At 70.3% G+C, this 22,515-nt stretch carries 24 protein-coding genes and 1 tRNA gene; 17 read left to right on the forward strand and 8 right to left on the reverse strand.

Annotation, left to right across the window (positions count from 1 at the left end; all coding sequences use genetic code 11):
• Positions 1-95: 95 nt before the first annotated feature.
• Positions 96-1,532: an FAD-linked oxidase C-terminal domain-containing protein gene (locus tag RI578_RS24825; RefSeq protein WP_310873131.1), complete on the forward strand. Its 1,437-nt coding sequence runs from the start codon at positions 96-98 to the stop codon at positions 1,530-1,532.
• A 13-nt stretch (positions 1,533-1,545) separates the two neighbouring features.
• Here the strand turns inward: RI578_RS24825 and RI578_RS24830 are convergent, their stop codons facing one another.
• Entirely contained in the window at positions 1,546-1,965 is a 420-nt protein-coding gene (locus tag RI578_RS24830; protein ID WP_310873132.1) for an SsgA family sporulation/cell division regulator, read from the reverse strand.
• A gap of 253 nt (positions 1,966-2,218) precedes the next feature.
• On the opposite strand from RI578_RS24830, the gene RI578_RS24835 reads away from it, so the two are divergent.
• Together RI578_RS24835 and RI578_RS24840 are read left to right on the forward strand one after the other, a co-directional pair.
• Positions 2,219-4,138, forward strand: a complete 1,920-nt coding sequence (locus tag RI578_RS24835; protein ID WP_310873133.1) for an RDD family protein — start codon at positions 2,219-2,221, stop codon at positions 4,136-4,138.
• A 252-nt stretch (positions 4,139-4,390) separates the two neighbouring features.
• The gene (locus RI578_RS24840; protein WP_310873134.1) at positions 4,391-5,179 is read left to right on the forward strand and encodes an RDD family protein; all 789 of its coding nucleotides are present in this window, start codon (positions 4,391-4,393) and stop codon (positions 5,177-5,179) included.
• Positions 5,180-5,206: 27 nt separating this feature from the next.
• On the opposite strand, the gene RI578_RS24845 is transcribed toward RI578_RS24840, so the two are convergent.
• Positions 5,207-5,497: a hypothetical protein gene (locus tag RI578_RS24845; RefSeq protein ID WP_310873135.1), complete on the reverse strand. Its 291-nt coding sequence runs from the start codon at positions 5,495-5,497 to the stop codon at positions 5,207-5,209.
• 432 nt (positions 5,498-5,929) lie between these two features.
• Between RI578_RS24845 and RI578_RS24850 the strand changes: the two genes are divergently transcribed.
• The gene (locus tag RI578_RS24850; protein WP_310873136.1) at positions 5,930-8,281 is read left to right on the forward strand and encodes an immune inhibitor A domain-containing protein; all 2,352 of its coding nucleotides are present in this window, start codon (positions 5,930-5,932) and stop codon (positions 8,279-8,281) included.
• 146 nt (positions 8,282-8,427) lie between these two features.
• Positions 8,428-8,769, forward strand: coding sequence for a hypothetical protein (locus RI578_RS24855; protein WP_121747220.1), 342 nt, complete (start codon positions 8,428-8,430; stop codon positions 8,767-8,769).
• Between the two features lie 13 nt (positions 8,770-8,782).
• Here the strand turns inward: RI578_RS24855 and RI578_RS24860 are convergent, their stop codons facing one another.
• Together RI578_RS24860 and RI578_RS24865 are read right to left on the reverse strand one after the other, a co-directional pair.
• Positions 8,783-9,370 (reverse strand): nicotinamidase, encoded by a 588-nt coding sequence (locus RI578_RS24860; protein WP_310873137.1) that lies wholly within the window; start codon positions 9,368-9,370, stop codon positions 8,783-8,785.
• Positions 9,371-9,419: 49 nt separating this feature from the next.
• A complete protein-coding gene (locus tag RI578_RS24865; protein WP_310873138.1) occupies positions 9,420-10,766 on the reverse strand; it encodes a nicotinate phosphoribosyltransferase in 1,347 nt (448 codons plus the stop codon).
• Positions 10,767-10,864: 98 nt separating this feature from the next.
• On the opposite strand from RI578_RS24865, the gene clpS reads away from it, so the two are divergent.
• The 7 genes from clpS (at position 10,865) to RI578_RS24900 (ending at position 15,688) form a co-directional block, all read left to right on the forward strand.
• Positions 10,865-11,182 carry an ATP-dependent Clp protease adapter ClpS gene (clpS, locus tag RI578_RS24870; RefSeq protein WP_210960714.1) on the forward strand — a complete coding sequence of 106 codons (318 nt, stop codon included), beginning with the start codon at positions 10,865-10,867 and terminating at the stop codon, positions 11,180-11,182.
• A 41-nt stretch (positions 11,183-11,223) separates the two neighbouring features.
• Entirely contained in the window at positions 11,224-11,832 is a 609-nt protein-coding gene (locus RI578_RS24875; protein ID WP_310873139.1) for a DUF2017 domain-containing protein, read from the forward strand.
• 341 nt (positions 11,833-12,173) lie between these two features.
• A complete protein-coding gene (locus RI578_RS24880) occupies positions 12,174-13,601 on the forward strand; it encodes an amino acid permease (protein ID WP_310873140.1) in 1,428 nt (475 codons plus the stop codon).
• Positions 13,602-13,745: 144 nt separating this feature from the next.
• Positions 13,746-14,168, forward strand: coding sequence for a M67 family metallopeptidase (locus RI578_RS24885; protein WP_310873141.1), 423 nt, complete (start codon positions 13,746-13,748; stop codon positions 14,166-14,168).
• Between the two features lie 79 nt (positions 14,169-14,247).
• Entirely contained in the window at positions 14,248-14,343 is a 96-nt protein-coding gene (locus RI578_RS24890; RefSeq protein ID WP_310873142.1) for a putative leader peptide, read from the forward strand.
• Positions 14,344-14,443: 100 nt separating this feature from the next.
• Positions 14,444-14,731, forward strand: coding sequence for a MoaD/ThiS family protein (locus RI578_RS24895; RefSeq protein WP_310873143.1), 288 nt, complete (start codon positions 14,444-14,446; stop codon positions 14,729-14,731).
• 6 nt (positions 14,732-14,737) lie between these two features.
• Entirely contained in the window at positions 14,738-15,688 is a 951-nt protein-coding gene (locus tag RI578_RS24900; RefSeq protein ID WP_310873144.1) for a cysteine synthase, read from the forward strand.
• A gap of 4 nt (positions 15,689-15,692) precedes the next feature.
• On the opposite strand, the gene RI578_RS24905 is transcribed toward RI578_RS24900, so the two are convergent.
• Positions 15,693-16,157, reverse strand: a complete 465-nt coding sequence (locus RI578_RS24905) for a type II toxin-antitoxin system PemK/MazF family toxin (protein WP_310873145.1) — start codon at positions 16,155-16,157, stop codon at positions 15,693-15,695.
• Between the two features lie 204 nt (positions 16,158-16,361).
• On the opposite strand from RI578_RS24905, the gene RI578_RS24910 reads away from it, so the two are divergent.
• The gene (locus RI578_RS24910) at positions 16,362-17,114 is read left to right on the forward strand and encodes an MBL fold metallo-hydrolase (RefSeq protein ID WP_310873146.1); all 753 of its coding nucleotides are present in this window, start codon (positions 16,362-16,364) and stop codon (positions 17,112-17,114) included.
• 78 nt (positions 17,115-17,192) lie between these two features.
• On the opposite strand, the gene RI578_RS24915 is transcribed toward RI578_RS24910, so the two are convergent.
• Both RI578_RS24915 and RI578_RS24920 read right to left on the reverse strand, forming a co-directional pair.
• Complete coding sequence (locus tag RI578_RS24915; RefSeq protein WP_310873147.1) at positions 17,193-18,443, reverse strand: PTS transporter subunit EIIC; 1,251 nt, start codon at positions 18,441-18,443, stop codon at positions 17,193-17,195.
• Positions 18,444-18,682: 239 nt separating this feature from the next.
• Complete coding sequence (locus RI578_RS24920; RefSeq protein WP_310875853.1) at positions 18,683-19,978, reverse strand: PTS transporter subunit EIIC; 1,296 nt, start codon at positions 19,976-19,978, stop codon at positions 18,683-18,685.
• A 158-nt stretch (positions 19,979-20,136) separates the two neighbouring features.
• On the opposite strand from RI578_RS24920, the gene RI578_RS24925 reads away from it, so the two are divergent.
• The 4 genes from RI578_RS24925 (at position 20,137) to rdgB (ending at position 22,402) form a co-directional block, all read left to right on the forward strand.
• Positions 20,137-20,370, forward strand: coding sequence for a glucose PTS transporter subunit EIIB (locus tag RI578_RS24925; protein WP_003975905.1), 234 nt, complete (start codon positions 20,137-20,139; stop codon positions 20,368-20,370).
• A gap of 75 nt (positions 20,371-20,445) precedes the next feature.
• Entirely contained in the window at positions 20,446-21,186 is a 741-nt protein-coding gene (gene rph, locus RI578_RS24930) for a ribonuclease PH (RefSeq protein WP_310873148.1), read from the forward strand.
• Positions 21,187-21,348: 162 nt separating this feature from the next.
• Positions 21,349-21,756: a hypothetical protein gene (locus RI578_RS24935; protein WP_310873149.1), complete on the forward strand. Its 408-nt coding sequence runs from the start codon at positions 21,349-21,351 to the stop codon at positions 21,754-21,756.
• 43 nt (positions 21,757-21,799) lie between these two features.
• Positions 21,800-22,402, forward strand: coding sequence for an RdgB/HAM1 family non-canonical purine NTP pyrophosphatase (rdgB, locus tag RI578_RS24940; RefSeq protein WP_310873150.1), 603 nt, complete (start codon positions 21,800-21,802; stop codon positions 22,400-22,402).
• 17 nt (positions 22,403-22,419) lie between these two features.
• Here rdgB and RI578_RS24945 read toward each other — a convergent pair.
• A tRNA-Leu gene (locus tag RI578_RS24945) sits at positions 22,420-22,506 on the reverse strand.
• Positions 22,507-22,515: the final 9 nt, after the last annotated feature.

A 22,515-nucleotide genomic window follows, 5' to 3' on the forward strand; every position in this document is an offset into this window, starting at 1 on the left:
CTTACTGTGCGCCAATGCGACGATCACACCGGGACTTGCGCCGGGTGCCGTCGACGGGGTTCACACCGATGGCCCCCGGGTGCGAACCTCCGATCATGAGCCGTATCGAAGCGCCTCGCGACAAAGACGACGCAGCCCACGAAGCCGGAGCGGTCACGGCGGCCTCCGGCACCCTCGTCGACCGGCTGCTCGCCGGCCTGCCGGCCGAGTCCGTCCTCACCGACCCCGACGTCACCGCCTCCTACGCCAACGACATGGCGAGCTTCTGCCCGGCCGGCGCCCCCGCGGCGGTGGTCCTGCCGCGCACCGTGGAGGAGGTCCAGCACGTGATGCGCACCGCCACCGCGCTGCGCGTCCCCGTCGTCCCGCAGGGCGCCCGCACCGGCCTGTCCGGCGCGGCCAACGCCAGCGACGGCTGCATCGTGCTCTCGCTGACCAGGATGGACCGCATCCTGGAGATCAACCCGGTCGACCGCGTCGCCGTCGTCGAACCGGGCGTCGTCAACGCCACGCTCTCCCGCGCGGTGAACGAACACGGCCTGTACTACCCGCCCGACCCCTCCAGCTGGGAGATGTGCACCATCGGCGGCAACATCGGCACCGCCTCCGGCGGCCTGTGCTGCGTCAAGTACGGGGTGACCGCCGAGTACGTCCTCGGCCTGGACGTCGTCCTCGCCGACGGCCGCCTGATGTCCACCGGCCGCCGCACCGCGAAGGGCGTCGCCGGGTACGACCTCACCCGCCTGTTCGTCGGCTCCGAGGGCTCCCTCGGCATCGTCGTACGGGCCGTCCTCGCCCTGCGCCCCAAGCCGCCCGAGCAGCTCGTGCTGGCCGCCGAGTTCGCCTCCGCGACCGCCGCCTGCGACGCGATCTGCCGGATCATGGAGGGCGGGCACGTGCCGTCCCTCCTCGAACTGATGGACCGTACGACCGTCAAGGCGGTCAACGACCTCGCCCACATGGGGCTGCCGGAGACCACCGAGGCCCTGCTGCTCGCCGCCTTCGACACCGCCGACCCGGCCGCCGACCTCGCCGCCGTCGGCGCGCTGTGCGAGGCCGCGGGCGCCACGCAGGTGGTCCCCGCCGACGACGCGGCCGAGTCCGAACTCCTCCTCCAGGCCCGCCGCCTGTCCCTCACCGCCCTCGAGGCCGTCAAGGGCACGACGATGATCGACGACGTGTGCGTGCCCCGGTCCCGGCTCGGCGACATGCTGGAGGGCATCGAGCGCGTCGCCGCCAAGTACGACCTCACCATCGGCGTCTGCGCCCACGCGGGCGACGGCAACACCCACCCCACCGTCTGCTTCGACGCCCAGGACCCCGACGAGTCCCGGCGCGCCCGCGAGTCCTTCGACGAGATCATGGCCCTCGGCCTGGAACTGGGCGGCACCATCACCGGCGAGCACGGCGTGGGCGTCCTGAAGAAGGAGTGGCTGGCGCGGGAGATCGGCCCGGTGGGCCTGGAGATGCAGCGGGCGGTCAAGCAGGCCTTCGACCCGCTGGACATCCTCAACCCGGGCAAGCTCTTCTGACCGTTCCTCCCCGTCACCGGGCGAGCAGCTCGGCCAGCCCGTCGTCGATACCGAGCTGTCCGCCCTCCGTGCCGGGCGGCACCGCTCGCAGGGTCCGCTCCAGCCAGGCCGACACCTGCGCCGTCGGCGCCTCCAGAAGGGCGTCGCCGTCCGGGCTGCTCAGCCCCATCAGCACCACGCTGCGGCCGTCCGCCTTCGACGGCCACACCCGCACGTCCCCGTGCCCGCACGGCCGGAACACCCCCTCCACCAGCAGATCGCGGGCGAACGTCCAGTGCACCGGGTGGCCGGAGTCGATGTGGAAGGTGATGTGGACGGCGTACGGGTCGTCGGTGTGGTAGCCGAGCAGGGCCGGTACCGGGATGCCGCGCTCGGGCGACAGGATGAGCCGCAGCTCCAGTTCGCGTTCCACGACGGTGGGGTTGGGGTGCATGGCGGGGTTGTCCTCTCTCGTACGGGTCCGCACGGGCCGCCTGGAACGGGCCCGCACGAGTGAGAGCGGCCGGGGCCGCGAGCGTTACGCGGGTTCGCGGAACTTTTTTTCCAACCTCTGTCCCCGGTGTGAAGGTCCATGCAGAGGTTGCCCGGAAAGGGGTGGGTCCGGCGGGACCGGCGGTGCGGATTGCGCCCGTCTGATAGATGTTGAGCCCCCATATCAACCCCCGAGCAGATACGGGACGACGGACATGAGCGCCCCAACCCCGGCCCCCGGCGACGACAGGCCCCGCGAAGGGTATTACCCGGACCCGTCCATTCCTGGATACGTCCGGTACTGGAACGGCGCCTCCTGGGTGCCGGGCACCAGCCGCCCCGCCCCCAAGGACGGCGAGTCGCTCGCGCCGCCGCCCGGCGCGCGGCCCTCCGTCGAGGAGACCGGCCCGCACTTCTTCGACGAGGACCCGGTCGACGAGCCGCCCGGCGCCGCGTCCCAGCACGGCAGCCGCCCGGAACCCGCGACGGCCTGGGGCGCCGACCGCTCCCGCCAGTCCGGCTTCGCCGACGATCCGAACCACCGCGTCGCCTGGCCGGGCACCGCCCAGGGCGCGGACCCGAGGGTCCCGCACGCCCGGGGCGCGGGACCGGCCGGCGGAGCGACGGCCGAGCCCGGCCCCGCCGACGCGGGCAGCGGCTCGGCCCGTCCGGGCTCCGGCGCGGGCGCGGCGGGCGGCGGTGCCCAGGCCGGGCATGCGTCTGGCGGTCACGCTGGTGCTGGTGCTGGTGCTGGTGCTGGTGCTGGTGCGGGCGCGGTGGGTGGTGCTCACGCCGGGCATGCGTCTGGCGGTCCCGCCGGTGCCGGTGCCGGCGCGGACGCGGTGGGTGGTGCTCACGCCGGGCATGCCTCTGGCGGTCCCGCTGGAGCCGGTGCTGGTCCCGGTGCGGGCGCGGTGGGCGGTGCCCAGGCCGGGCATGCTTCTGGCGGACCCGCCGGTGCCGGTGCCGGTGCGGGGGCGGCGAGTGGAGCCCCGGCCGGGGCCGCCGGTGGCGGCGCCGTACCCGGAGGGCCCGCGGGCGGCGGGCGGTCCGCCGACGCCCGGTCCGCGCAGGGCGACGACGCCCGTTCCAGGCGGTCGGACGCCTCGGCGGGGACCGCGTCCTCCGGCGAGGCGGAGGCCGGGTCGGGCAACACCTTCGTCTTCCGGCGGCCGACGGCCGGGTCCCAGGGCGCCCAGGCCCCGGGCGCCTCGGACGGGGGTGCCGCCACCGACGAGGGCACCATGACCTTCCGCGCGATCTCCCCGCACGCGGCCTCGGGCGGCCCCGGCTTCAACGCCGGGAAGGCCGCGGCCGCCCGAGCGGCGGCAGCACAGGCCCCCGCTCCCACAGCCCCTTCCGGCCCTCAGCAGACAGGCGGCCCCACCGGCCCGTCCGTCCCCCACCAAGCCGCCGCCCCGCAGCCTGCCGCCGCACAGCCCGCCCCGTCACAGCCTGCCGCCCCGCAGCCTGGCGCCTCGCCGCAGCAGCCCGCCGCCTCGGCGCCGCTCGCGGCCGGCCCCGGCGGCGGCCAGTCCTCGTGGGCACAGCAGGTGCACCGGCTCGCCGGCGCCGGCGGGGACGAGCAGCCCGTCACGCCCTGGAAGCCGCCGGTCGAGGACGTGTTCCAGGCCGCCGCCCGGCGCCAGGCGGAGGCCCGCCCCGCCGGGCTCGGCAAGCGGCTGGCCGCCCGGCTGATCGACACCGTGGTCCTGGCGGGCGTCACGGGCGTGGCCGCCGTGCCCCTCGGCATGAAGGCGGTCGACCACGTCAACGGCAAGATCGACGAGGCCAAGCTCTCCGGCGAGACGGTCACGGTATGGCTGCTCGACGGCACGACGTCCATGTACCTGGGCATCGTCCTGGCCGTCCTGCTGCTCTTCGGCGTCGTCTACGAGGCGCTGCCCACCGCCAAGTGGGGCCGCACCCTGGGCAAGAAGCTGCTCGGCCTGGAGGTACGGGACATCGAGGCCCACGAGCCCCCGTCCTTCGGCGCGGCCCTGCGCCGCTGGCTGGTGTACAGCGTCCCCGGCCTGTTGGTCGTGGGCGTGGTCGGCGTCGCGTGGTGCCTGTTCGACCGCCCGTGGCACCAGTGCTGGCACGACAAGGCATCCCGCACGTTTGTCGCGGGCTAGCTGGGCGAGAGGCGGGGGGCGTCTGTCTCGCGGTCGGCTGCGGGTGGGTTGTGGTTGCTCGCGCAGTTCCCCGCGCCCCTTGAGGCACGTGCAGTGGACGCGCCCCATAAGGGGCGCGGGGAACTGCGCGACCAGCCCCCACCCACCCGCAGCCGACCGCGATGAGCCCTCGGCCCCGCCGCCGGAGGCACCCGTACTCCGGACGGCGGCTCGCCGGATGCGCCGTCGGGGGGTTCGCGGTCGACTCGGGCCATGAGCAGTGAACCGCCCCCCGGCTCCGGCGGGCAGCCGCCGGAAGACGACCCGTTCAGGAAGCGCCCCTCGTCCCCCGGGCCGGGTCCGGAACCCGGCCCCGGCGAGGGCGACGCGGGCTCGCCGTACAACAACCCGCCCCCGCCTCCCAGCGGCGGAGGCTCCCACGGCGCGCCGCCTCCCGGTGGCGGCGGGCCCTACGGCGCTCCGCCCCCTGGTGGCGGCGGGCCCTACGGGGCTCCGCCCCCCGGTGGCGGCGGACCGTACGGCGCCCCACCCCCCGGTGGCGGCGGACCCTACGGCGGTGATCCGTACGGTGGCGGATCCGATCCGCTCGCCGGCATGCCGCCGCTCGCCGACAGCGGACGGCGCACGCTCGCGAGGATCATCGACATGATCCTCGTGGGCATCGTGGTCTGGCTGCTCAGCTGGGCCTTCAACGTCCAGGAGTACCAAGTGGACGGCGACGAGGTCGAGATCGGCAAGTCGTTCGGGCAGTCGCTGATCGCCGCCGTGCTCTACATCGCCTACGACACCTACATGACCAGCAAGACGGGCCAGACCCTGGGCAAGAAGTGGCTCGGCCTGCGCGTGGCCAACCTGGACAACGGCGCCACGCCGTCCGTGCAGACGTCGCTGATCCGCGCCCTGGTGCTGTGGATCCCGTTCGCCTTCTGCTGCGCGTGTGTCTGGACGATCATCGCGGGCGGCTGGAGCTTCTTCGACCGGCCCTACAAGCAGGGCCTGCACGACAAGGCGGCCAAGACGGTGGTGGTCAGCGCCCGCTGAGACCGCTGAGACCCTGGAAGGCGAGTGTCAGGCGGCGCGGCCGCGGGCCGGTTCGCGCGCCCCCGCGGAGACCCGGGCCGCCGGCACCGGCTCCTGGGCCGCGGCCGGCCTGCGGGCCGGCACGGCGGTCACCGTGCGCGTCCTGGGCAGGGGGACCGTCATGGCGACCAGCAGCCCGAGAGCGAGCGCCGCGACGACGATGACGGTGATTCCGGAGCCCGAACTCGTCTGTGACAGCAGCAGCATGGCGAGCGTCGAGAAGATCACGGTGCACGAACCGTAGGCGAACTGTGCGGCAGTCGGACGGGGCATGGCCATCGTGTCCTCGTGAAGACAATCTGGGGGTGAGACGTGCTGTCGACCTGGCTTTCCGCCGGCTTCCGGGCGTTCCGCCAAGCGACTCTAACCCGCTGTGTGCCCGAGTGGAACCAGCAGTAAGCATGACCTAACCGACAGGACCGATGCACGGGGGGCGCACGGATTCATGACGTCCGGGAAGTGGACGGTCCCGCGCGCCCGTCGGGGGGCGCCACGGCGGCCCCGGCGGCCACAACGGTCACGATTCGGTGTCCGCAAAGCGAACCTCGGCTCCGCATAGTGCACTTGTTCTGCTCAAGTCAAGGTCTGTCTTTTCCGGTGAACCTCTAGTCAAATGTCGTCACTTGACTACACGCGTTGAACACGTGTGCGCGGACTCTGCCATGTCCTTGTCCCCCCATCCGCGCGCGTGGACGCGGGGGAGGAACTCAAGTGACCAGCAGATCCTGGAAGTTCAGAACGGCGGCGACCACCGTCGCACTCGCCGCAGCCACCGCCACGCTCTCCGCGGCCGGCGTGGCACAGGCGGACTCGCCGGCCCGGCCGGAAGCCGTGGACCGCCACGACCCGCACCCCGCGAAGGGCATGGACTCCCATGACCTCAAGGGCCCGATGAGCGAAACTCAGGAGGCTCAGCGCGAGGAGGCCCTGAAGCAGGTCATATCCGGCAAGGCCTCGGTGAAGAAGAAGGACGGCTCCAACGTCGTCCAGCTCAAGAGCAAGAAGGGCGACGCCAAGTACGTCGAGCTGGGCCGGGAGAAGACCGACAAGATCTTCACCATCCTGGTCGAGTTCGGGGACGAGGTCGACAGCCGCTACGGCGGCGACCCCGGGCCGCTGCACAACCAGATAGCCAAGCCCGACCGCAGGACGGACAACTCCACGGCCTGGAAGGCCGACTACGACCAGCAGCACTTCCAGGACCTGTACTTCGGTTCCGGCAAGGGCGTCAACTCGGTCAAGACCTACTACGAGAAGCAGTCCTCCGGCCGCTACTCGGTCGAGGGCGAGGTCTCCGACTGGGTCAAGGTGCCCTACAACGAGGCCCGCTACGGCAACAACGACTGCGGCGACACCAACTGCCCGAGCGTGTGGAACGTCGTCAGCGACGGCCTGAACGCCTGGGTCGAGCAGCAGAAGGCGGCCGGCCGCACCGACGCCCAGATCAAGGCCGACGCCGCCCGCTTCGACGAGTGGGACCGCTACGACTTCGACGGCGACGGCGACTTCAACGAGCCCGACGGCTACATCGACCACTTCCAGATCGTGCACGCCGGCGAGGACGAGTCCGCGGGCGGCGGCGCCCAGGGCACCGACGCGATCTGGGCCCACCGCTGGTACGCCTTCGGCACCGACGCCGGCGCCACCGGCCCCGAGCAGAACAAGCTCGGCGGCTCGCAGATCGGCTCCACCGGTGTCTGGGTCGGCGACTACACCATCCAGCCGGAGAACGGCGGCCTCGGCGTCTACGCCCACGAGTACGGCCACGACCTCGGTCTGCCGGACCACTACGACACCGCCGGCGGCGACAACTCCACCGGCTTCTGGACGCTGATGTCGTCCGGCTCCTGGCTCGGCACCGGTCGCAACGAGATCGGCGACCTGCCCGGCGACATGACCGCCTGGGACAAGCTCCAGCTCGGCTGGCTGAACTACGACACCGCCAAGGCCGGGGTCAACTCCTGGCACAAGCTGGGGGTGGCGGAGTACAACACCAAGCACAAGCAGGGCCTGGTCGTCGAGCTGCCGAAGAAGGCGGTCACCACCGAGATCACCACCCCGGCCGAGGGCAAGACCCAGTGGTGGAGCGGCAGCGGTGACAACCTCAAGAACACGCTGAGCCGTTCGGTCGACCTCACCGGCAAGTCGAAGGCCGAGCTGACCTTCGACGGCTGGTACGACATCGAGGCCAACTACGACTACCTCTACACCGAGGTCTCGACCGACGGCGGCGCCAACTGGACCGCCGTCGACGGCACGGTGGACGGTCAGCCGATCCCGCGCGACGCCGCCGACAAGCCGGCCCTGCACGGCACGCTCGACGCGTACACGAAGTTCGCGTACTCCCTCGACGCCTACACGGGCAAGAAGATCGACCTCCGCTTCCGCTACCAGACCGACGGCGGCGTGGCCCAGAAGGGCTTCACGGCCGACGCCATCAAGGTCACCGCGGACGGCGAGGCGCTCTTCACCGACAACGCCGAGACCGCGGACGCCGCTTGGACGGCCACCGGCTTCTCCCGCGTCGGCGCGTCCTTCACCAAGGACTACGCGCAGTACTACATCGCCGAGAACCGGCAGTACGTGTCGTACGACAAGACGCTGAAGACCGGCCCGTACAACTTCGGCTTCACGGAGCGCCCGAACTGGGTGGAGCACTACGCGTACCAGAACGGCCTGCTGATCTGGAAGTGGGACACCTCCCAGGCGGACAACAACACCAGCCAGCACCCGGGCACCGGTCTCGTCCTGCCGATCGACTCGCACCCGACCGCGATGAAGTGGAAGGACGGCACCCTGCTGCGCAACCGCGTCCAGTCGTACGACTCGCCGTTCAGCCTCTACCGCACGGACGCCGTCACGCTGCACAAGGCGGACGTGGCGAAGTACTTCCCGGGCTCGAAGGGTGTCTCGGTCTTCAACGACCGCAAGAGCGACTACTACGACGAGTCGAACCCGACCGGCGGCGTCAAGATCACTGACACCAACACGAAGATCAAGATTCTCAAGGAGGCCAAGAACGGCTCGACGATCGAGCTCGAGGTCGGCCCCGCGGGCAGGTAATTAGCATCTGCCCAGGTCAGAGCATGATCGGCGGTGACCCCCTGGCGGGTCGCCGCCGATCCGTGTTTAGGTGCGTCCTGTGGTTCTCTTATTGACACCGGGTCCGAGGCCCGGACCGACCCAGGCTGACTCGGGGGTATGACCGCATGGCCGCAGGAGGCTTCTGCAAGCTGCCGAACGGCACGGTGGTGGTGGCACTGAACCTGCCCAGCCCCGCCGCTCCGGAGGGCAGCGTGCGCTTTCTCGTCCACGCCCAGAACCGGGCGCGCGCCCTGACCAGGCTGCGCAACCTGGGACTGCGCGCGGTCTACCTGCGGGGCAACGCCGCCCCGCCGACCCCGGACGAGATCACGGCGGTCCTGCACCACCCGGACGGCCTCATATGGCGCACGGCGCCGGTGGCCGGAGCCGTGGGCGGCCCGGACCTCGTCCAGGAGCTGTGGCATCCGATCCGGGCGCTGCTCAGACGCCCGACGGCACAGACGTGACCGGCTCCGGGCGCTACTGGACGACCGGCTTCCCGGACAGCTCCACGCCCGCCTCCCGCAGCTCCTCCAGCGCCCGCTCGGTGGTCGCCGCGGCCACCCCGGCGGTCAGGTCGAGCAGCACCTGCGTACGGAAGCCCTCGCGCGCGGCGTCCAGGGCGGTGGCCCGTACGCAGTGGTCGGTCGCGATGCCCACGACGTCGACCTCGTCGATCTCCCGGGCCCGCAGCCAGTCGGCGAGGGCCGTGCCGTTCTCGTCGGCGCCCTCGAAGCCGCTGTAGGCCGCCGCGTAGGCACCCTTGTCGAAGACGGCGTCTATCGCGCCGGACGCGACGACGGGGGCGAAGTTCGGGTGGAAGCCGACGCCCTCCGTGCCGGCGACGCAGTGCGCGGGCCAGGAGTGGACGTAGTCGGGGTTGTCGGCGAAGTGGCCGCCCGGTGCGACATGGTGGTCGCGGGTGGCCACGACGTGGCGGTAGCCGGCGGGCGCCTGCCCGATCAGCTCGGTGATGGCGGCGGCCACGTCCGCACCGCCGGACACCGCGAGGCTGCCCCCCTCGCAGAAGTCGTTCTGCACGTCTACGACGATCAGGGCGCGGCGCATGGTCGGTGTCCTTCGACTGGATCGGATGTGAGGTTGAGGGGCACCAGCTTTAGCTACCCGAGCCCCCGTGCACGTACTCCGTCGGAATGACGGGTTCCCCTCGGGAGAGCTGGGTGGCGGACAGCGGGAGGTTGGCGCGGGCGGCCGCGTGGCGGTCCCGGGCGGCGTCCAGCGGCTCGCGGGCGACGACCGTGCCGCCCTTGACCAGCTCGACCAGGAGCTGCCGGTCGGCGAGGTCCTCGGGCACCGGCCCGGTGCCGACCACCTCGGCCTCGGCGTAGCCGTAGTCGTCCAGCCGCCGGGCCGCCCACTTGCGGCCGCCGATCGAGGTCTTGCCGCCGCTGGACTTCTTCGCCACCGGCACCAGCGGTGCCCCGTCCGCACCGGACTCCGCGCGGGCGACCAGCTTGTAGACCATCGAGGCCGTCGGGTGCCCGGACCCGGTCACCAGCTGGGTGCCGACGCCGTACGCGTCCACGGGCGCCGCCGCCAGCGAGGCGATGGCGTACTCGTCCAGGTCCGAGGTCACGACGATCTTCGTCTCCGTGGCGCCCAGCTCGTCCAGCTGCTGCCGCACCCGGTGGGCGACCAGCAGCAGGTCGCCGGAGTCGATGCGCACGGCGCCCAGCTCGGGACCGGCGATCTCCACGGCCGTACGGACGGCCTCGGCGACGTCGTAGGTGTCCACGAGGAGCGTGGTGTCCCGGCCGAGCGCGTCCACCTGGGCCCGGAAGGCGTCCCGCTCGTTGTCGTGGAGCAGGGTGAAGGCGTGGGCGGAGGTGCCCACGGTGGGGATGTTGTAGCGGAAGCCGGCGGCCAGGTCGGAGGTGGTCGTGAAGCCGCCGACGTAGGCGGAGCGGGCGGCGGCGACGGCGGCCAGCTCGTGGGTGCGGCGGGCGCCCATCTCGATCAGCGGACGCTCCCCGGCGGCGGAGGCCATCCGGGAGGCGGCGGCGGCGATCGCCGAGTCGTGGTTGAGGATGGAGAGGATCACCGTCTCCAGCAGCACGCACTCGCCGAAGGTCCCCTCGACCCGCATGATCGGCGAGCCCGGGAAGTACACCTCGCCCTCGGCGTAGCCCCAGATGTCGCCGCCGAAGCGGTACTCGGCGAGCCAGTCCAGGGTCTCCTCGTCGACGATGCCCTTCTCGCGCAGGAAGCGCAGGACGTCCGCGTCGAAGCGGAAGTTCTCCACCGCGTCCAGTACCCGTCCGGTGCCCGCGACGACGCCGTAGCGGCGCCCGTCCGGCAGTCGGCGCGTGAAGACCTCGAACACGCTCCGCCGCCCGGCCGTGCCCGCCTTCAGGGCGGCTCGGAGCATGGTCAGCTCGTACTGGTCCGTGAAGAGCGCCGTCGAGGGAACGTCCACCGGCAGCCCAAGGTCCGCTGTGTTCATGACGAGGATGCTACCCCCATTTCGTCAGTCTGACGATTTGTGGTGGCGTGGCGCCGGCCACAGGCCCGTTTGTGCGAGTGCCCCCCTGTGGTGGCAGCATGGGCCATGTGACGGCAGCCGCACCCATGGAGATCGAGAAGACCGAATCGGCGGAGGAGGTCTTCGCCGTACCCGAGCCCGACGTGCCCTGGCTGACGATCGTCCACAACGACCCCGTCAACCTCATGAGCTACGTGACGTACGTCTTCCAGTCGTACTTCGGCTACTCCAAGGAAAAGGCCACCAAGCTCATGATGGACGTCCATCACAAGGGCCGCGCGGTCGTCTCCACCGGCTCGCGCGAGGAGATGGAACGGGACGTCCAGGCCATGCACGGCTACGGTCTGTGGGCCACCCTCCAGCAGGACCGGAAATGACCCACGCCCGCCCGCAGGACGGAAGTAGCTGAATCGCCTCCATGCCAGGACAGTTCGAACCGCTTCCCGGCGGCGGCGCGGCCGTCGCCCTCGACGACGTCGAGATCTCCATCATCCGGTCCCTGGCCGTGCAGCTCCTGGAGCTGATCGGCCCCGGCCCCGCCGAGGACGCCTCCGACGACCCGCTCGCCGAGCTCTTCGCCGACGGCCCGAGCGAACCGCCCTCCGATCCCGTGCTGCGGCGCCTGTTCCCGGACGCCTACGGCGACCCCGAGGGCGCCCCGCAGGCCAAGGAGGCCGAGGAGCAGCGGGCGTACTCCGCCGAGTTCCGCCGCTACACCGAGAACGACCTGCGGGCCGGCAAGCGCGACAACGCGCTCGCGGTCATCCGCACCCTGGACACCCTCGCCTCGGCGTCCGCGGGTGAGGAGGGGGCGGTGCTGAAGCTGTCGCCCCAGGAGTCCCAGGAGTGGCTGCGCGCCCTGAACGACCTGCGCCTGGCGATCGGTTCCCGGCTGGAGATCGCCGACGAGGACGACACCGACCTGCTCTACCGGCTCCCGGACGAGGACCCGCGCAAGCCGATGGTGATGGCGTACCTGTGGCTCGGCGGACTCCAGGAGTCGCTCGTCGCGACCCTTATGCCCTGATTGCCGGGAAGGCTGTCCGCTCAGCGGTTCCTCAAATCCGGGTAATGATCTCGTCAAAGAATTACCCCTCTTCGCCCATCTCGGGCGCCTTCTGTCCCTATATGTATGTGCTGTGCGTCACATGGCTCTCCTGTGATCGACATCCCGGTCGTGGTAAATCTTCACGACCGCCCGGCGAACACCACCCGAATGTTCGGCCGGGTGCGCCACCGAGCCGGCGGACCGCCGGCCAGGCACCGAGCGGGACGTGAGGCCCGCTCAACTCCATCATCCGGGGGGATCGAGACCCGATCCGAGGCCGAGTCGAGGCCCGGGTCGGCATGGAGAAAGGCGCACCACACATGACCTCTGCGCAGGTCGACACGGACAAGGCCCCCGAAGAGGGCTACGAGCGCGGGCTCAACAGCCGCCAGGTCCAGATGATCGCGATCGGCGGCGCCATCGGCGTCGGTCTCTTCCTGGGCGCCGGGGCCAACATCGCCAAGGCCGGCCCCAGCATCATCCTCATGTACGCCCTCGCGGGCGTGATCATCTTCTTCATCATGCGGGCGCTCGGCGAACTCCTGCTCTACCGACCGGTCTCCGGCTCCTTCGCCGAGTACTCGCGCGAGTTCCTCGGCCCCTTCTTCGGCTACTTCACCGGCTGGACGTACTGGCTGATGTGGGTGGTCACCGGCATGGCGGAACTCACCGCCGCCGCCATCTACATCCACTACTGGTTCCCGGACATCCCGCAGTGGGTGTCGGCCCTGGTCTTCCTGGTCCTGCTGTTCGTGGCCAACCTGATCTCGGTGAAGCTGTTCGGCGAGATCGAGTTCTGGTTCTCGATGGTCAAGGTCACCGCCATCATCGGCATGATCGTGATCGGCATCGGCGTGCTCACCCTCGGCTTCAGCCAGGCCGGCGACACCGCCGCCGTCTCCAACCTGTGGGCCTTCGACGGCTTCTTCCCCAAGGGCATCGGCTCGTCCCTGATGACCCTCCAGGGCGTCATGTTCGCCTACCTCGCCGTCGAGCTGGTCGGCGTCACGGCCGGCGAGTCGGAGAATCCGGAGAAGACCCTCCCCAAGGCGATCAACACCCTGCCCTGGCGCATCGCCCTCTTCTACGTCGGCGCCCTCACCGTCATCCTGGCCGTGGTGAAGTGGACGGAATTCGCCGAGGGCGTCAGCCCCTTCGTGGAGGCCTTCACCGTCATCGGCATCCCGGCCGGCGCCGGCATCGTCAACTTCGTCGTGCTCACCGCCGCCCTGTCGTCCTGCAACTCCGGCATGTACTCCACGGGCCGGATGCTGCGCACCCTCGCGGACAACGGCGAGGCCCCCAGGGTCTTCAGCCGGCTGTCGTCGACCAAGACCCCGGCCATCGGCATCGGCATCTCGGTGATCTTCATGGGCATCGGCGTGGTCCTGAACTACGTCGTCCCGGAGAAGGCCTTCGGCTACGTCACCTCCATCGCCACTGCCGCCGGCATCTGGACCTGGCTGATGATCCTGATCAGTCACGTCCGCTACCGCCGCAAGGTCGTCGCGGGCCGGCTGCCCGCCTCCTCCTTCCCGGCGCCGGGCGGCTCGGTGTGCTCCTACATCGCCATCGCCTTCCTGCTCTTCGTCACCTGCCTGATCGCCTACGACGCCGACGCCCGCGTCTGCCTGTACGTGATGGCCGGCTGGGCCGCCGCCCTCGGCATCGGCTGGGCCGTGCTCAAGAGCCGCAACCCGGACATCACCGAGCGGCACGGCGAACCGGAGCTGGAGAAGATCGTCTGACCTGCGCGTTCTCGCGCGTTCGGGACGTCCGGTCACCGGGGATGCTCGTGGCGTCCCCACCGGCCACCGCTCAGGGCGTCCAGCATGCGGGCCGCCTCGTACCACCCACCGGTACGGGGCGGCCCCTCTGCTTATCCTGGCCGCATGCTGACCATCACCCAGGCCCTGTACGACCAGATCGTCGCCCACGCGCGCGAGGACCACCCCGACGAGGCGTGCGGCGTGGTGGCCGGCCCCGTGGGCGAGGGCCGCCCCGAGCGGTTCATCCCGATGCTGAACGCCGCCCGCTCGCCGACCTTCTACGAGTTCGACTCGCAGGACCTGCTCAAGCTCTACCGGGAGATGGACGACCGCGACGAGGAGCCGGCGGTCATCTACCACTCCCACACGGCCACCGAGGCGTACCCCTCCCGCACCGACCTCACCTACGCCAACGAGCCCGGCGCCCACTACGTCCTGGTCTCCACGGCGGACACCGACGGCGCCGGCGACTTCCAGTTCCGATCGTTCCGGATCGTGGATGGAGAGGTGACCGAGGAGGAGGTCAAGGTCGTGGAGGCGTACTGATATCACAGGACGGACGGGAAACGTCCAGTAGATGAGATCACACTCCGGATGCCGGACCGGGAATCGATACGATGAGCCCATGGTTCTTCTCGACGTGAGCGAAAAGGCGCCGGGCACGCTGCTCGTGGCGCGGCTGCACGTCGACCTGTGCAGGCTGAACAGCGCCATCTGTTGATCTTCCGCTGCCGCCGTACGGCCGTGCGCCGCGGCGGGCTGCCGCGTGCCGCCGCGCGCCTCACCGAACCCACGACACCTTCCGACAGGAGCCCTCAGCCATGGCCATCGAGGTCCGCATCCCGACCATCCTCCGCCAGTACACCGACGGCCAGAAGGCGGTGGAGGGCACCGGGGACACCCTCGCCGAGCTCTTCACCGACCTCGAGACCAGGCACGCGGGCGTCCGGGCCCGACTCGTCGACGAGGCGAACGGCGACCAGCTGCGCCGCTTCGTCAACGTCTACCTGAACGACGAGGACGTCCGCTTCCTGGACGGCATCAACACCAAGCTCGCGGACGGCGACAGCATCACGATCCTGCCGGCCGTCGCCGGCGGTATGGCCTGATCGGCGATGCGTTACGACTCCCCGCTGGCCGCGGTGGGCAACACCCCTCTGGTGCGCCTGCCGCGGCTCTCGCCGTCCGACGACGTCCGTATCTGGGCCAAGCTGGAGGACCGCAACCCGACCGGCTCGATCAAGGACCGCCCCGCGCTCCACATGATCGAGCAGGCGGAGAAGGACGGCCGCCTCACCCCGGGCTGCACGATCCTGGAGCCGACCAGCGGCAACACCGGCATCTCGCTCGCCATGGCCGCCAAGCTCAAGGGCTACCGCATCGTCTGCGTGATGCCCGAGAACACCTCCCAGGAGCGCCGGGACCTGCTCGCCATGTGGGGCGCGGAGATCATCTCCTCCCCGGCCGCGGGCGGCTCCAACACCGCCGTACGGGTCGCCAAGGAGCTCTCCGCCGAGCACCCGGACTGGGTGATGCTCTACCAGTACGGCAACCCGGACAACGCCGGCGCCCACTACGCCGGCACCGGCCCGGAGATCCTCGCCGACCTGCCGTCCATCACCCACTTCGTGGCCGGCCTCGGCACCACGGGCACCCTGATGGGCGTCGGCCGCTTCCTGCGCGAGAACAAGCCCGACGTGAAGATCGTCGCCGCCGAACCGCGCTACGACGACCTGGTGTACGGCCTGCGCAACCTCGACGAGGGCTTCGTACCCGAGCTGTACGACGCCTCCGTCCTCACCACCCGCTTCTCGGTGGGTTCGGCGGACGCCGTGACCCGCACCCGTGAGCTCCTCCAACAGGAGGGCATCTTCGCGGGCGTCTCCACCGGCGCCGCCCTGCACGCCGCGATCGGCGTCGGGAACAAGGCGGTGAAGGCCGGCGAGAGCGCGGACATCGTGTTCGTCGTCGCCGACGGCGGCTGGAAGTACCTCTCCACCGGCGTCTACACGGCGGCCACCACCGAGGAGGCCATCGACACCCTCCAGGGCCAGCTCTGGGCCTGACCGCTCACTCGGCGAGGTGACGGACCTGGTCCCACAGGACCGGGTCCACCACACCCACCCGCCGCCGGAAGTCCCGCACGGGCACCTCCCGCAACTCGTCGGTCTCCAGGAAGCTCGTCCGCCCCCGCGCGTCCCCGACCGAGCCCGGCGGCAAGGTGATCACCCCGGCCCGCCCGGCCCGGTGCCGGCTGGTGATCTTCGCCACCAGCACCCGCCGCCCGCGCACCTGGACCACGAGACACGGCCGGTCCTTCGCACCGCCGGAGTCCTCGTACGGCACGTTCGCCCACCAGATCTCCGCGGGCCGCGGCCGGTCCGCCCGCCCTCTCGGCCCCGTGGGCCGACCCGGCGGACGCCGGCTGCCGCCCGGCCGCGGAGGCCGCCGCCCCCGCCCCCAGCCGTCGACGACCGTGGCGACGAGCGCGAGCAGTACCACCGCCGCGAGGGCGAGCCACCAGGACGTGTTCATGCCGACGACCGTACCGGCGCGCACTGCCCCCGCGCGCCCCCTCCATGGCCCCGCGCGCTCTACTTCCAGCCGAACCGGTGACACCGCAGGTGAGTTCGCCCACAACGGCCCCTGGCGGAGGAGCGACCCGAGGTTTTGCGCCTTACGCTCGACAAACCGCACGACCCCCGTCTCTCCACACGCGCCAGCGGAGGTTTCTGCTTCATGAAGCTCACCGTCGTCGGCTGCTCGGGGTCGTTCCCGTCCGCGGAATCGGCCTGCTCGAGCTACCTCGTCGAGGCCGACGGCTTCCGGCTGCTCCTCGACATGGGCAACGGCGCCCTCGGCGAGTTGCAGCGCCACTGCGGTCTCTACGACCTCGACGCGATCTTCCTCAGCCACCTGCACGCCGACCACTGCATCGACATGTGCGCCTACTTCGTGGCGCGCTACTACCGGCACGAGGGCGGCCGCTGCGACCCCCTCCCGGTCTACGGACCCGAGGGCACCGAGCACCGGCTCACCACCGCCTACGCCGACACCCCCTCCGCCTCGTCCATGAGTGAGGTCTTCGACTTCCACACGGTCAAGCCGTCCACCTTCGAGGTCGGACCCTTCACCGTGCACACCGAACGCGTCGCCCACCCCGTGGAGGCCTACGCCATCCGCGTCGAGCACGGCGGCAGGTCGCTGACCTACTCCGGCGACACGGGCGTCACCGCCACGCTGGACGAACTCGCCCGCGACACCGACCTGTTCCTGTGCGAGGCCGCCTTCACGCACGGCAAGGAGAACATCCCCGACCTCCACCTCAACGGCCGCGAGGCGGGCGAGAGCGCCACCCGCGCCGGCGCCCGCCGCCTGGTCCTCACCCACATCCCCCCGTGGACCGACCCCCAGGTCAACCTCGCCGACGCGCGCGAGGTCTACGACGGACCGGTGGACGTCGCCGCGGCGGGCGCGGTGTACGAGGTCTAGCCCCCGCACAGACACGACGAAGGGCCCCGGAACCTTCCCGGTTCCGGGGCCCTCGTCATGCCTGTCCGCGGCGGGGACTCACGCCTTCGTGAGGTCCTCGACCTCCTCCTCGGGCTCGCGGCCCGGGGTCTTCAGGTTGAACTTGATGATCGCGAAGCGGAACGTCACGTAGTAAATCACCGCGAACACCAGACCGATCGGAATGATCAGCCATGGCTTGGTGGCGAGATGCCAGTTCAGGGCGTAGTCGATGGCACCGGCCGAGAAGTTGAAGCCGGCGTGCACACCCAGGCCCCAGGTGATCGCCATCGAGGCGGCGGTGAGCACCGCGTGCAGCACGTACAGGACCGGCGCGATGAACATGAACGAGAACTCGATCGGCTCGGTCACACCGGTGACGAACGAGGTCAGCGCGAGCGAGACCATCATGCCCATCACGGCCTTGCGGCGCTCCGGGCGGGCGCAGTGCGCGATGGCGATCGCGGCGGCCGGCAGACCGAACATCATGATCGGGAAGAAGCCGGACTGGAAGATACCGGCGGACGGGTCACCGGCCAGGAAGCGGGTGATGTCGCCGTGCACGACCTCACCGGCGGCGTTCGTGAAGTCGCCCAGCTGGAACCAGGCCACGGTGTTGACGAACTGGTGCATGCCGACCGGGATCAGCGCGCGGTTCACGCCGCCGAACAGGGCCGCGCCACCGGCGCCGAGGCCGGTCATCCACTCGCCGAAGTTGGAGATGCCGGTACCGATGGGCTCCCAGACCAGACCGAAGAAGACACCGACCACGATGCCGACGAAAGCCATGATGATCGGCACCAGCCGACGGCCGTTGAAGAAGCCGAGCCAGTCCACCAGCCTGGTGCGGTGGAACCGCTGCCACAGCACCGCGGCGAGCAGACCCATGATGATGCCGCCGAGGACACCCGGGTCGTTGTACGTCGCGGCGACGTCCTCGCCCTTCTTGACCACCGCCTCGGTGACCGGGAAGGCCTCCAGGACCTTGCTGTACACGAGGAAGCCGACCACCGCGGCCAGAGCGGTCGAGCCGTCCGCCTTCTTGGCGAAGCCGATGGCCACGCCTATGCAGAACAGGATCGGCAGCGAGCCGGTCAGAGCACCGCCCGCGTTGTTGAAGACGGCGGCGACGCGGTCCCAGCCCAGGCCGTCCTTGCCGAAGATGTCGTCCTGGCCGAGCCGGACCATGATGCCGGCCGCCGGAAGCACGGCGATCGGGAGCTGCAGGCTGCGGCCGACCTTCTGCAAACCCTGGAAAAGACCAGATCCCCGCTTCTTTGCGGGGGCCGCCTTGTCGGTGGCGGTGCTCATACTTCCTCCATCGGGTGGTGGTCTACACCACTCAGTGGTGTAGACCTGTTGTAGCACGATGAAGGCCGCGTAAGGAACCCGTGATTCCGCGACGGCGGAACTACGCGCAGTGTCCGATCAAGCCGCCAGGTCAGAGCCCCCGAGGGCGTGCCGAAGGCCCCCGGACGGTCGGTCCGAGGGCCTTCGTGAGACCACGGTCAAAGGGTACGTGAGGGTGCGTGAGGTCTACTGCGTGAGGTCTACACCTTCGTGACGTCCTCCACCTCGTCCTCCGGCTCCCGGCCCGGCGTCTTCAGGTCGAACTTCGTGATCGCGAACCGGAAGACCACGTAATACACCACCGCGAAACACAGACCGATCGGAATGATCAGCCACGGTCTGGTCGCCAGGTTCCAGTTGATGACGTAGTCGATCAGTCCCGCCGAGAAACTGAACCCGTCCTTCACACCCAGGGCCCACGTCACGGCCATCGACACACCCGTCAGCACCGCGTGCACCGCGTACAGCACCGGGGCGATGAACAGGAACGAGTACTCCAGCGGCTCCGTGATCCCCGTCACGAACGACGTCAGCGCCACCGACAGCATCAGACCGCCGACCTCCTTGCGCCGGTGCGGCTTCGCGCAGTGGGTGATCGCCAGCGCCGCCGCGGGCAGCGCGAACATCATGATCGGGAAGAAGCCCGAGGTGAACTGGCCCGCGTTCGGATCGCCCGCCAGGAACATGTTGATGTCGCCGTGCACCACCGTGCCGTCCGGCTTCGTGTACGAGCCGAACTGGAACCACATCGGCACGTTCAGGAACTGATGCAGACCGATCACCAGCAACGCCCGGTTCGCCAGCCCGAACACACCCGCGCCCCAGGCGCCCAGCCCCGTCAGCCAGTCGCTGAAACTCTCCAGCGCGTCACCGATCGGCGGCCACACCCACAGGCACAGCGCCGCGAAGGCGATCGCCACGAACGCCATGATGATCGGCACCAGCCGGCGCCCGTTGAAGAACCCGAGCCAGTCGACCAGCTTCGTCCGATGGAACCGCTGCCAGAAATAGGCCGTCAGCAACCCCATCACGATGCCGCCGAAGACCCCCGGATTCTGGAAGGTGAACGCCGTCACCGTCTCCGACCCGTCGGTCAGCCGGCACCCGATCTGTGGGATCGCCTCCGAACCCTCCGGACAGTCCTCCGGAAACTGCCGCAGCACATTGAAGTAGACGAGGAACCCCGCCACCGCCGCCAGCGCCGTCGAACCGTCCGCCTTCTTCGCCATCCCGATGGCCACGCCCACACAGAACAGCAGCGGCAGCCCCAGCGAACCGTCCAGCAGCGCACCGCCCGCGCCGATCATCACCTTCGAGACGTTCGACCAGCCAAGACCGTCGTCCCCGAAGACATCCGGCTGCCCCAGCCGGTTGAGAATGCCCGCGGCGGGCAGGACCGCGATGGGCAACTGAAGACTGCGACCCATCTTCTGCAGCCCCTGGAACGCCTTGTTCCAGCGGGCGCGGGCAGGGCTGACCCCGCTCTCGGCACTCATCCGGTCTCCATCCGGTCGCCGGTACACTGGTGTAGACCAGTTGACAGACGGCTCCGCCGCCGTGACGCCATCATTCGATACAGGCCCCACGATGGCTCGCGAAGATGGGCCAACTGTGGGTTACTGCCACAAAGCGGTTCGGATCAGGGAGACAGAACATGGCCAGCAAGGCTGAGAAGATCGTCGCCGGCCTCGGCGGCATCGACAACATCGACGAGATCGAAGGCTGCATCACCCGCCTCCGCACCGAGGTCAACGACCCCGCGCTGGTCAACGAAGCCGCCCTCAAGGCCGCCGGCGCCCACGGCGTCGTCAAGATGGGCACCGCCATCCAGGTCGTCATCGGCACCGACGCCGACCCGATCGCCGCCGAGATCGAAGACATGATGTAAAGACGCCGAGCGCACCCAGGGGCCCCTCCCACCACGGGACGGGCCCCTGTCCGTGCGCCCGCTAGGCTCACCCGCATGTCACGAATCGACGGCCGCACCCCCCAGCAGCTCCGCCCCGTCACCATCGAACGCGGCTGGAGCAAGCACGCCGAAGGCTCCGTCCTCGTCTCCTTCGGCGACACCAAAGTCCTCTGCAACGCCTCCGTCACCGAAGGCGTCCCCCGCTGGCGCAAGGGCAGCGGCGAAGGCTGGGTCACCGCCGAATACGCCATGCTTCCCCGCGCCACCAACACCCGCGGCGACCGCGAGTCCGTCAAGGGCCGCATCGGCGGCCGCACCCACGAGATCAGCCGCCTCATCGGCCGCTCCCTGCGCGCGGTCATCGACTACAAGGCACTCGGCGAGAACACCATCGTCCTCGACTGCGACGTCCTCCAGGCCGACGGAGGCACCCGCACCGCCGCCGTCACCGGCGCCTACGTCGCCCTCGCCGACGCCATCACCTGGGCCCAGACCACCAAGAAGCTCATCAGGCCCAGCCGCAAGCCCCTCACCGGCACCGTCTCCGCCGTCTCCGTCGGCATCGTCGACGGCACCCCCCTCCTCGACCTCCGCTACGAGGAAGACGTCCGCGCCGACACCGACATGAACGTCGTCTGCACCGGCGACGGCCGCTTCGTCGAGGTCCAGGGCACCGCCGAGGCCGAGCCCTTCGACCGCGACGAACTCAACGCCCTCCTCGACCTCGCCGCCGGCGGCTGCGCCGAACTGGCCGAACTCCAGCGCAAGGCCCTTGACACGGTCCTCGAAAGGTAAAGAGAAGACCAAGGGCACATCAAGAAAAGGCGGCCCGGACACGCAACTCCGCCGCCCACCGCCGCGTCACTAGCAGTACGGACGTACGGTTCACCGCCGTACGTCCGACGCCGCACCGCAGACGGGCCGCCCGGCCCTGTCCCAAGGGGAGGACCGAGACCCATGGCCGCGAGCCGCCACCGCCGCCTTCGCCGTACCACCGTCACCGCCGCCACCGTGGCGGCCATCGCCCTGACGGCCGGACTCACCACCGGATGCGACGCCGTCGACAAGGCCCTCGACTGCGTCCAGACCGCCGACGCCATCGCCGACAGCGTCACCGCACTCCAGCAGGCCGTGGAGAACGCGTCCAACGACCCGACGCAGCTCGAGGAATCCCTCAACTCCATAGACAAGAACCTCGACAAGATCGGCGACAAGACCGACAACGCCGACGTCGACAAGGCGGTCGACGACCTCGGCAAGGCCGTCGACAACGTCCGCACCTCCGTCGAGAACGGTGACAACACCCCGGACCTGAGCCCCGTCACCGACGCGGCCGGCGAACTGACGAAGGTCTGCACGCCGTAAGGGCGGTGCGAGCGGGACGGCGAGGGCCGGGATACTGGACCCCATGACCCGCCTGATCCTCGCCACCCGCAACGCCGGAAAGATCACCGAACTGAGGGCCATCCTCGCCGACGCAGGCCTGCCCCACGACCTCGTCGGCGCGGACGCCTACCCGGAGATCCCCGACGTCAGGGAAACCGGCGTCACCTTCGCCGAGAACGCCCTCCTCAAGGCCCACGCCCTGGCCCGGGCCACCGGCCTCCCCGCCGTCGCCGACGACTCCGGCCTCTGCGTCGACGTCCTGAACGGCGCGCCCGGCATCTTCTCCGCCCGCTGGTCCGGCACCCACGGCGACGACAAGGCCAACCTCGACCTCCTCCTCGCCCAGATCGGCGACATCGCCGACGAACACCGGGGCGCGTACTTCGCGTGCGCGGCGGCCCTGGCCCTGCCCGACGGCACGGAACGCGTCGTCGAGGGCCAACTCCGGGGCACGCTGCGCCACGCCCCCGCCGGCACGGGCGGCTTCGGCTACGACCCGATCCTCCAGCCGGAGGGCGAGACCCGCACCTGCGCGGAACTGACGGCGGACGAGAAGAACGCGATCAGCCACCGGGGGAAGGCCTTCCGGGCACTGGTGCCGGTGGTGCGGGAGCTGCTCGGCTGAGCAGCCGAAGAACGTACTGGTGCGGCCGGAGGGACTCGAACCCTCACGGGAGTTACCCCACTGGGACCTAAACCCAGCGTGACTGCCAATTCCACCACGGCCGCCCGGCGCTG

It is taken from the genome of Streptomyces sp. BB1-1-1 (assembly GCF_031597775.1).
Taxonomy (GTDB): Bacteria; Actinomycetota; Actinomycetes; order Streptomycetales; family Streptomycetaceae; genus Streptomyces; species Streptomyces thinghirensis.

Bases quoted from the DNA above. Each gene is read 5' to 3' on its own strand.
- clpS (WP_210960714.1), top strand. From the start codon at position 10,865: ATGGGCCATGTGACGGCAGCCGCACCCATGGAGATCGAGAAGACCGAA.
- RI578_RS24915 (WP_310873147.1), bottom strand. From the start codon at position 18,443: ATGAGCACCGCCACCGACAAGGCGGCCCCCGCAAAGAAGCGGGGATCT.
- RI578_RS24905 (WP_310873145.1), bottom strand. From the start codon at position 16,157: ATGAACACGTCCTGGTGGCTCGCCCTCGCGGCGGTGGTACTGCTCGCG.
- RI578_RS24855 (WP_121747220.1), top strand. From the start codon at position 8,428: ATGGCCGCAGGAGGCTTCTGCAAGCTGCCGAACGGCACGGTGGTGGTG.
- RI578_RS24900 (WP_310873144.1), top strand. From the start codon at position 14,738: ATGCGTTACGACTCCCCGCTGGCCGCGGTGGGCAACACCCCTCTGGTG.
- RI578_RS24920 (WP_310875853.1), bottom strand. From the start codon at position 19,978: ATGAGTGCCGAGAGCGGGGTCAGCCCTGCCCGCGCCCGCTGGAACAAG.
- RI578_RS24875 (WP_310873139.1), top strand. From the start codon at position 11,224: ATGCCAGGACAGTTCGAACCGCTTCCCGGCGGCGGCGCGGCCGTCGCC.
- rph (WP_310873148.1), top strand. From the start codon at position 20,446: ATGTCACGAATCGACGGCCGCACCCCCCAGCAGCTCCGCCCCGTCACC.
- RI578_RS24840 (WP_310873134.1), top strand. From the start codon at position 4,391: ATGAGCAGTGAACCGCCCCCCGGCTCCGGCGGGCAGCCGCCGGAAGAC.
- RI578_RS24825 (WP_310873131.1), top strand. From the start codon at position 96: ATGAGCCGTATCGAAGCGCCTCGCGACAAAGACGACGCAGCCCACGAA.
- RI578_RS24910 (WP_310873146.1), top strand. From the start codon at position 16,362: ATGAAGCTCACCGTCGTCGGCTGCTCGGGGTCGTTCCCGTCCGCGGAA.
- RI578_RS24890 (WP_310873142.1), top strand. From the start codon at position 14,248: ATGGTTCTTCTCGACGTGAGCGAAAAGGCGCCGGGCACGCTGCTCGTG.
- RI578_RS24845 (WP_310873135.1), bottom strand. From the start codon at position 5,497: ATGGCCATGCCCCGTCCGACTGCCGCACAGTTCGCCTACGGTTCGTGC.
- RI578_RS24830 (WP_310873132.1), bottom strand. From the start codon at position 1,965: ATGCACCCCAACCCCACCGTCGTGGAACGCGAACTGGAGCTGCGGCTC.
- RI578_RS24835 (WP_310873133.1), top strand. From the start codon at position 2,219: ATGAGCGCCCCAACCCCGGCCCCCGGCGACGACAGGCCCCGCGAAGGG.
- RI578_RS24880 (WP_310873140.1), top strand. From the start codon at position 12,174: ATGACCTCTGCGCAGGTCGACACGGACAAGGCCCCCGAAGAGGGCTAC.
- RI578_RS24860 (WP_310873137.1), bottom strand. From the start codon at position 9,370: ATGCGCCGCGCCCTGATCGTCGTAGACGTGCAGAACGACTTCTGCGAG.
- RI578_RS24925 (WP_003975905.1), top strand. From the start codon at position 20,137: ATGGCCAGCAAGGCTGAGAAGATCGTCGCCGGCCTCGGCGGCATCGAC.
- rdgB (WP_310873150.1), top strand. From the start codon at position 21,800: ATGACCCGCCTGATCCTCGCCACCCGCAACGCCGGAAAGATCACCGAA.
- RI578_RS24895 (WP_310873143.1), top strand. From the start codon at position 14,444: ATGGCCATCGAGGTCCGCATCCCGACCATCCTCCGCCAGTACACCGAC.
- RI578_RS24885 (WP_310873141.1), top strand. From the start codon at position 13,746: ATGCTGACCATCACCCAGGCCCTGTACGACCAGATCGTCGCCCACGCG.
- RI578_RS24935 (WP_310873149.1), top strand. From the start codon at position 21,349: ATGGCCGCGAGCCGCCACCGCCGCCTTCGCCGTACCACCGTCACCGCC.
- RI578_RS24865 (WP_310873138.1), bottom strand. From the start codon at position 10,766: ATGAACACAGCGGACCTTGGGCTGCCGGTGGACGTTCCCTCGACGGCG.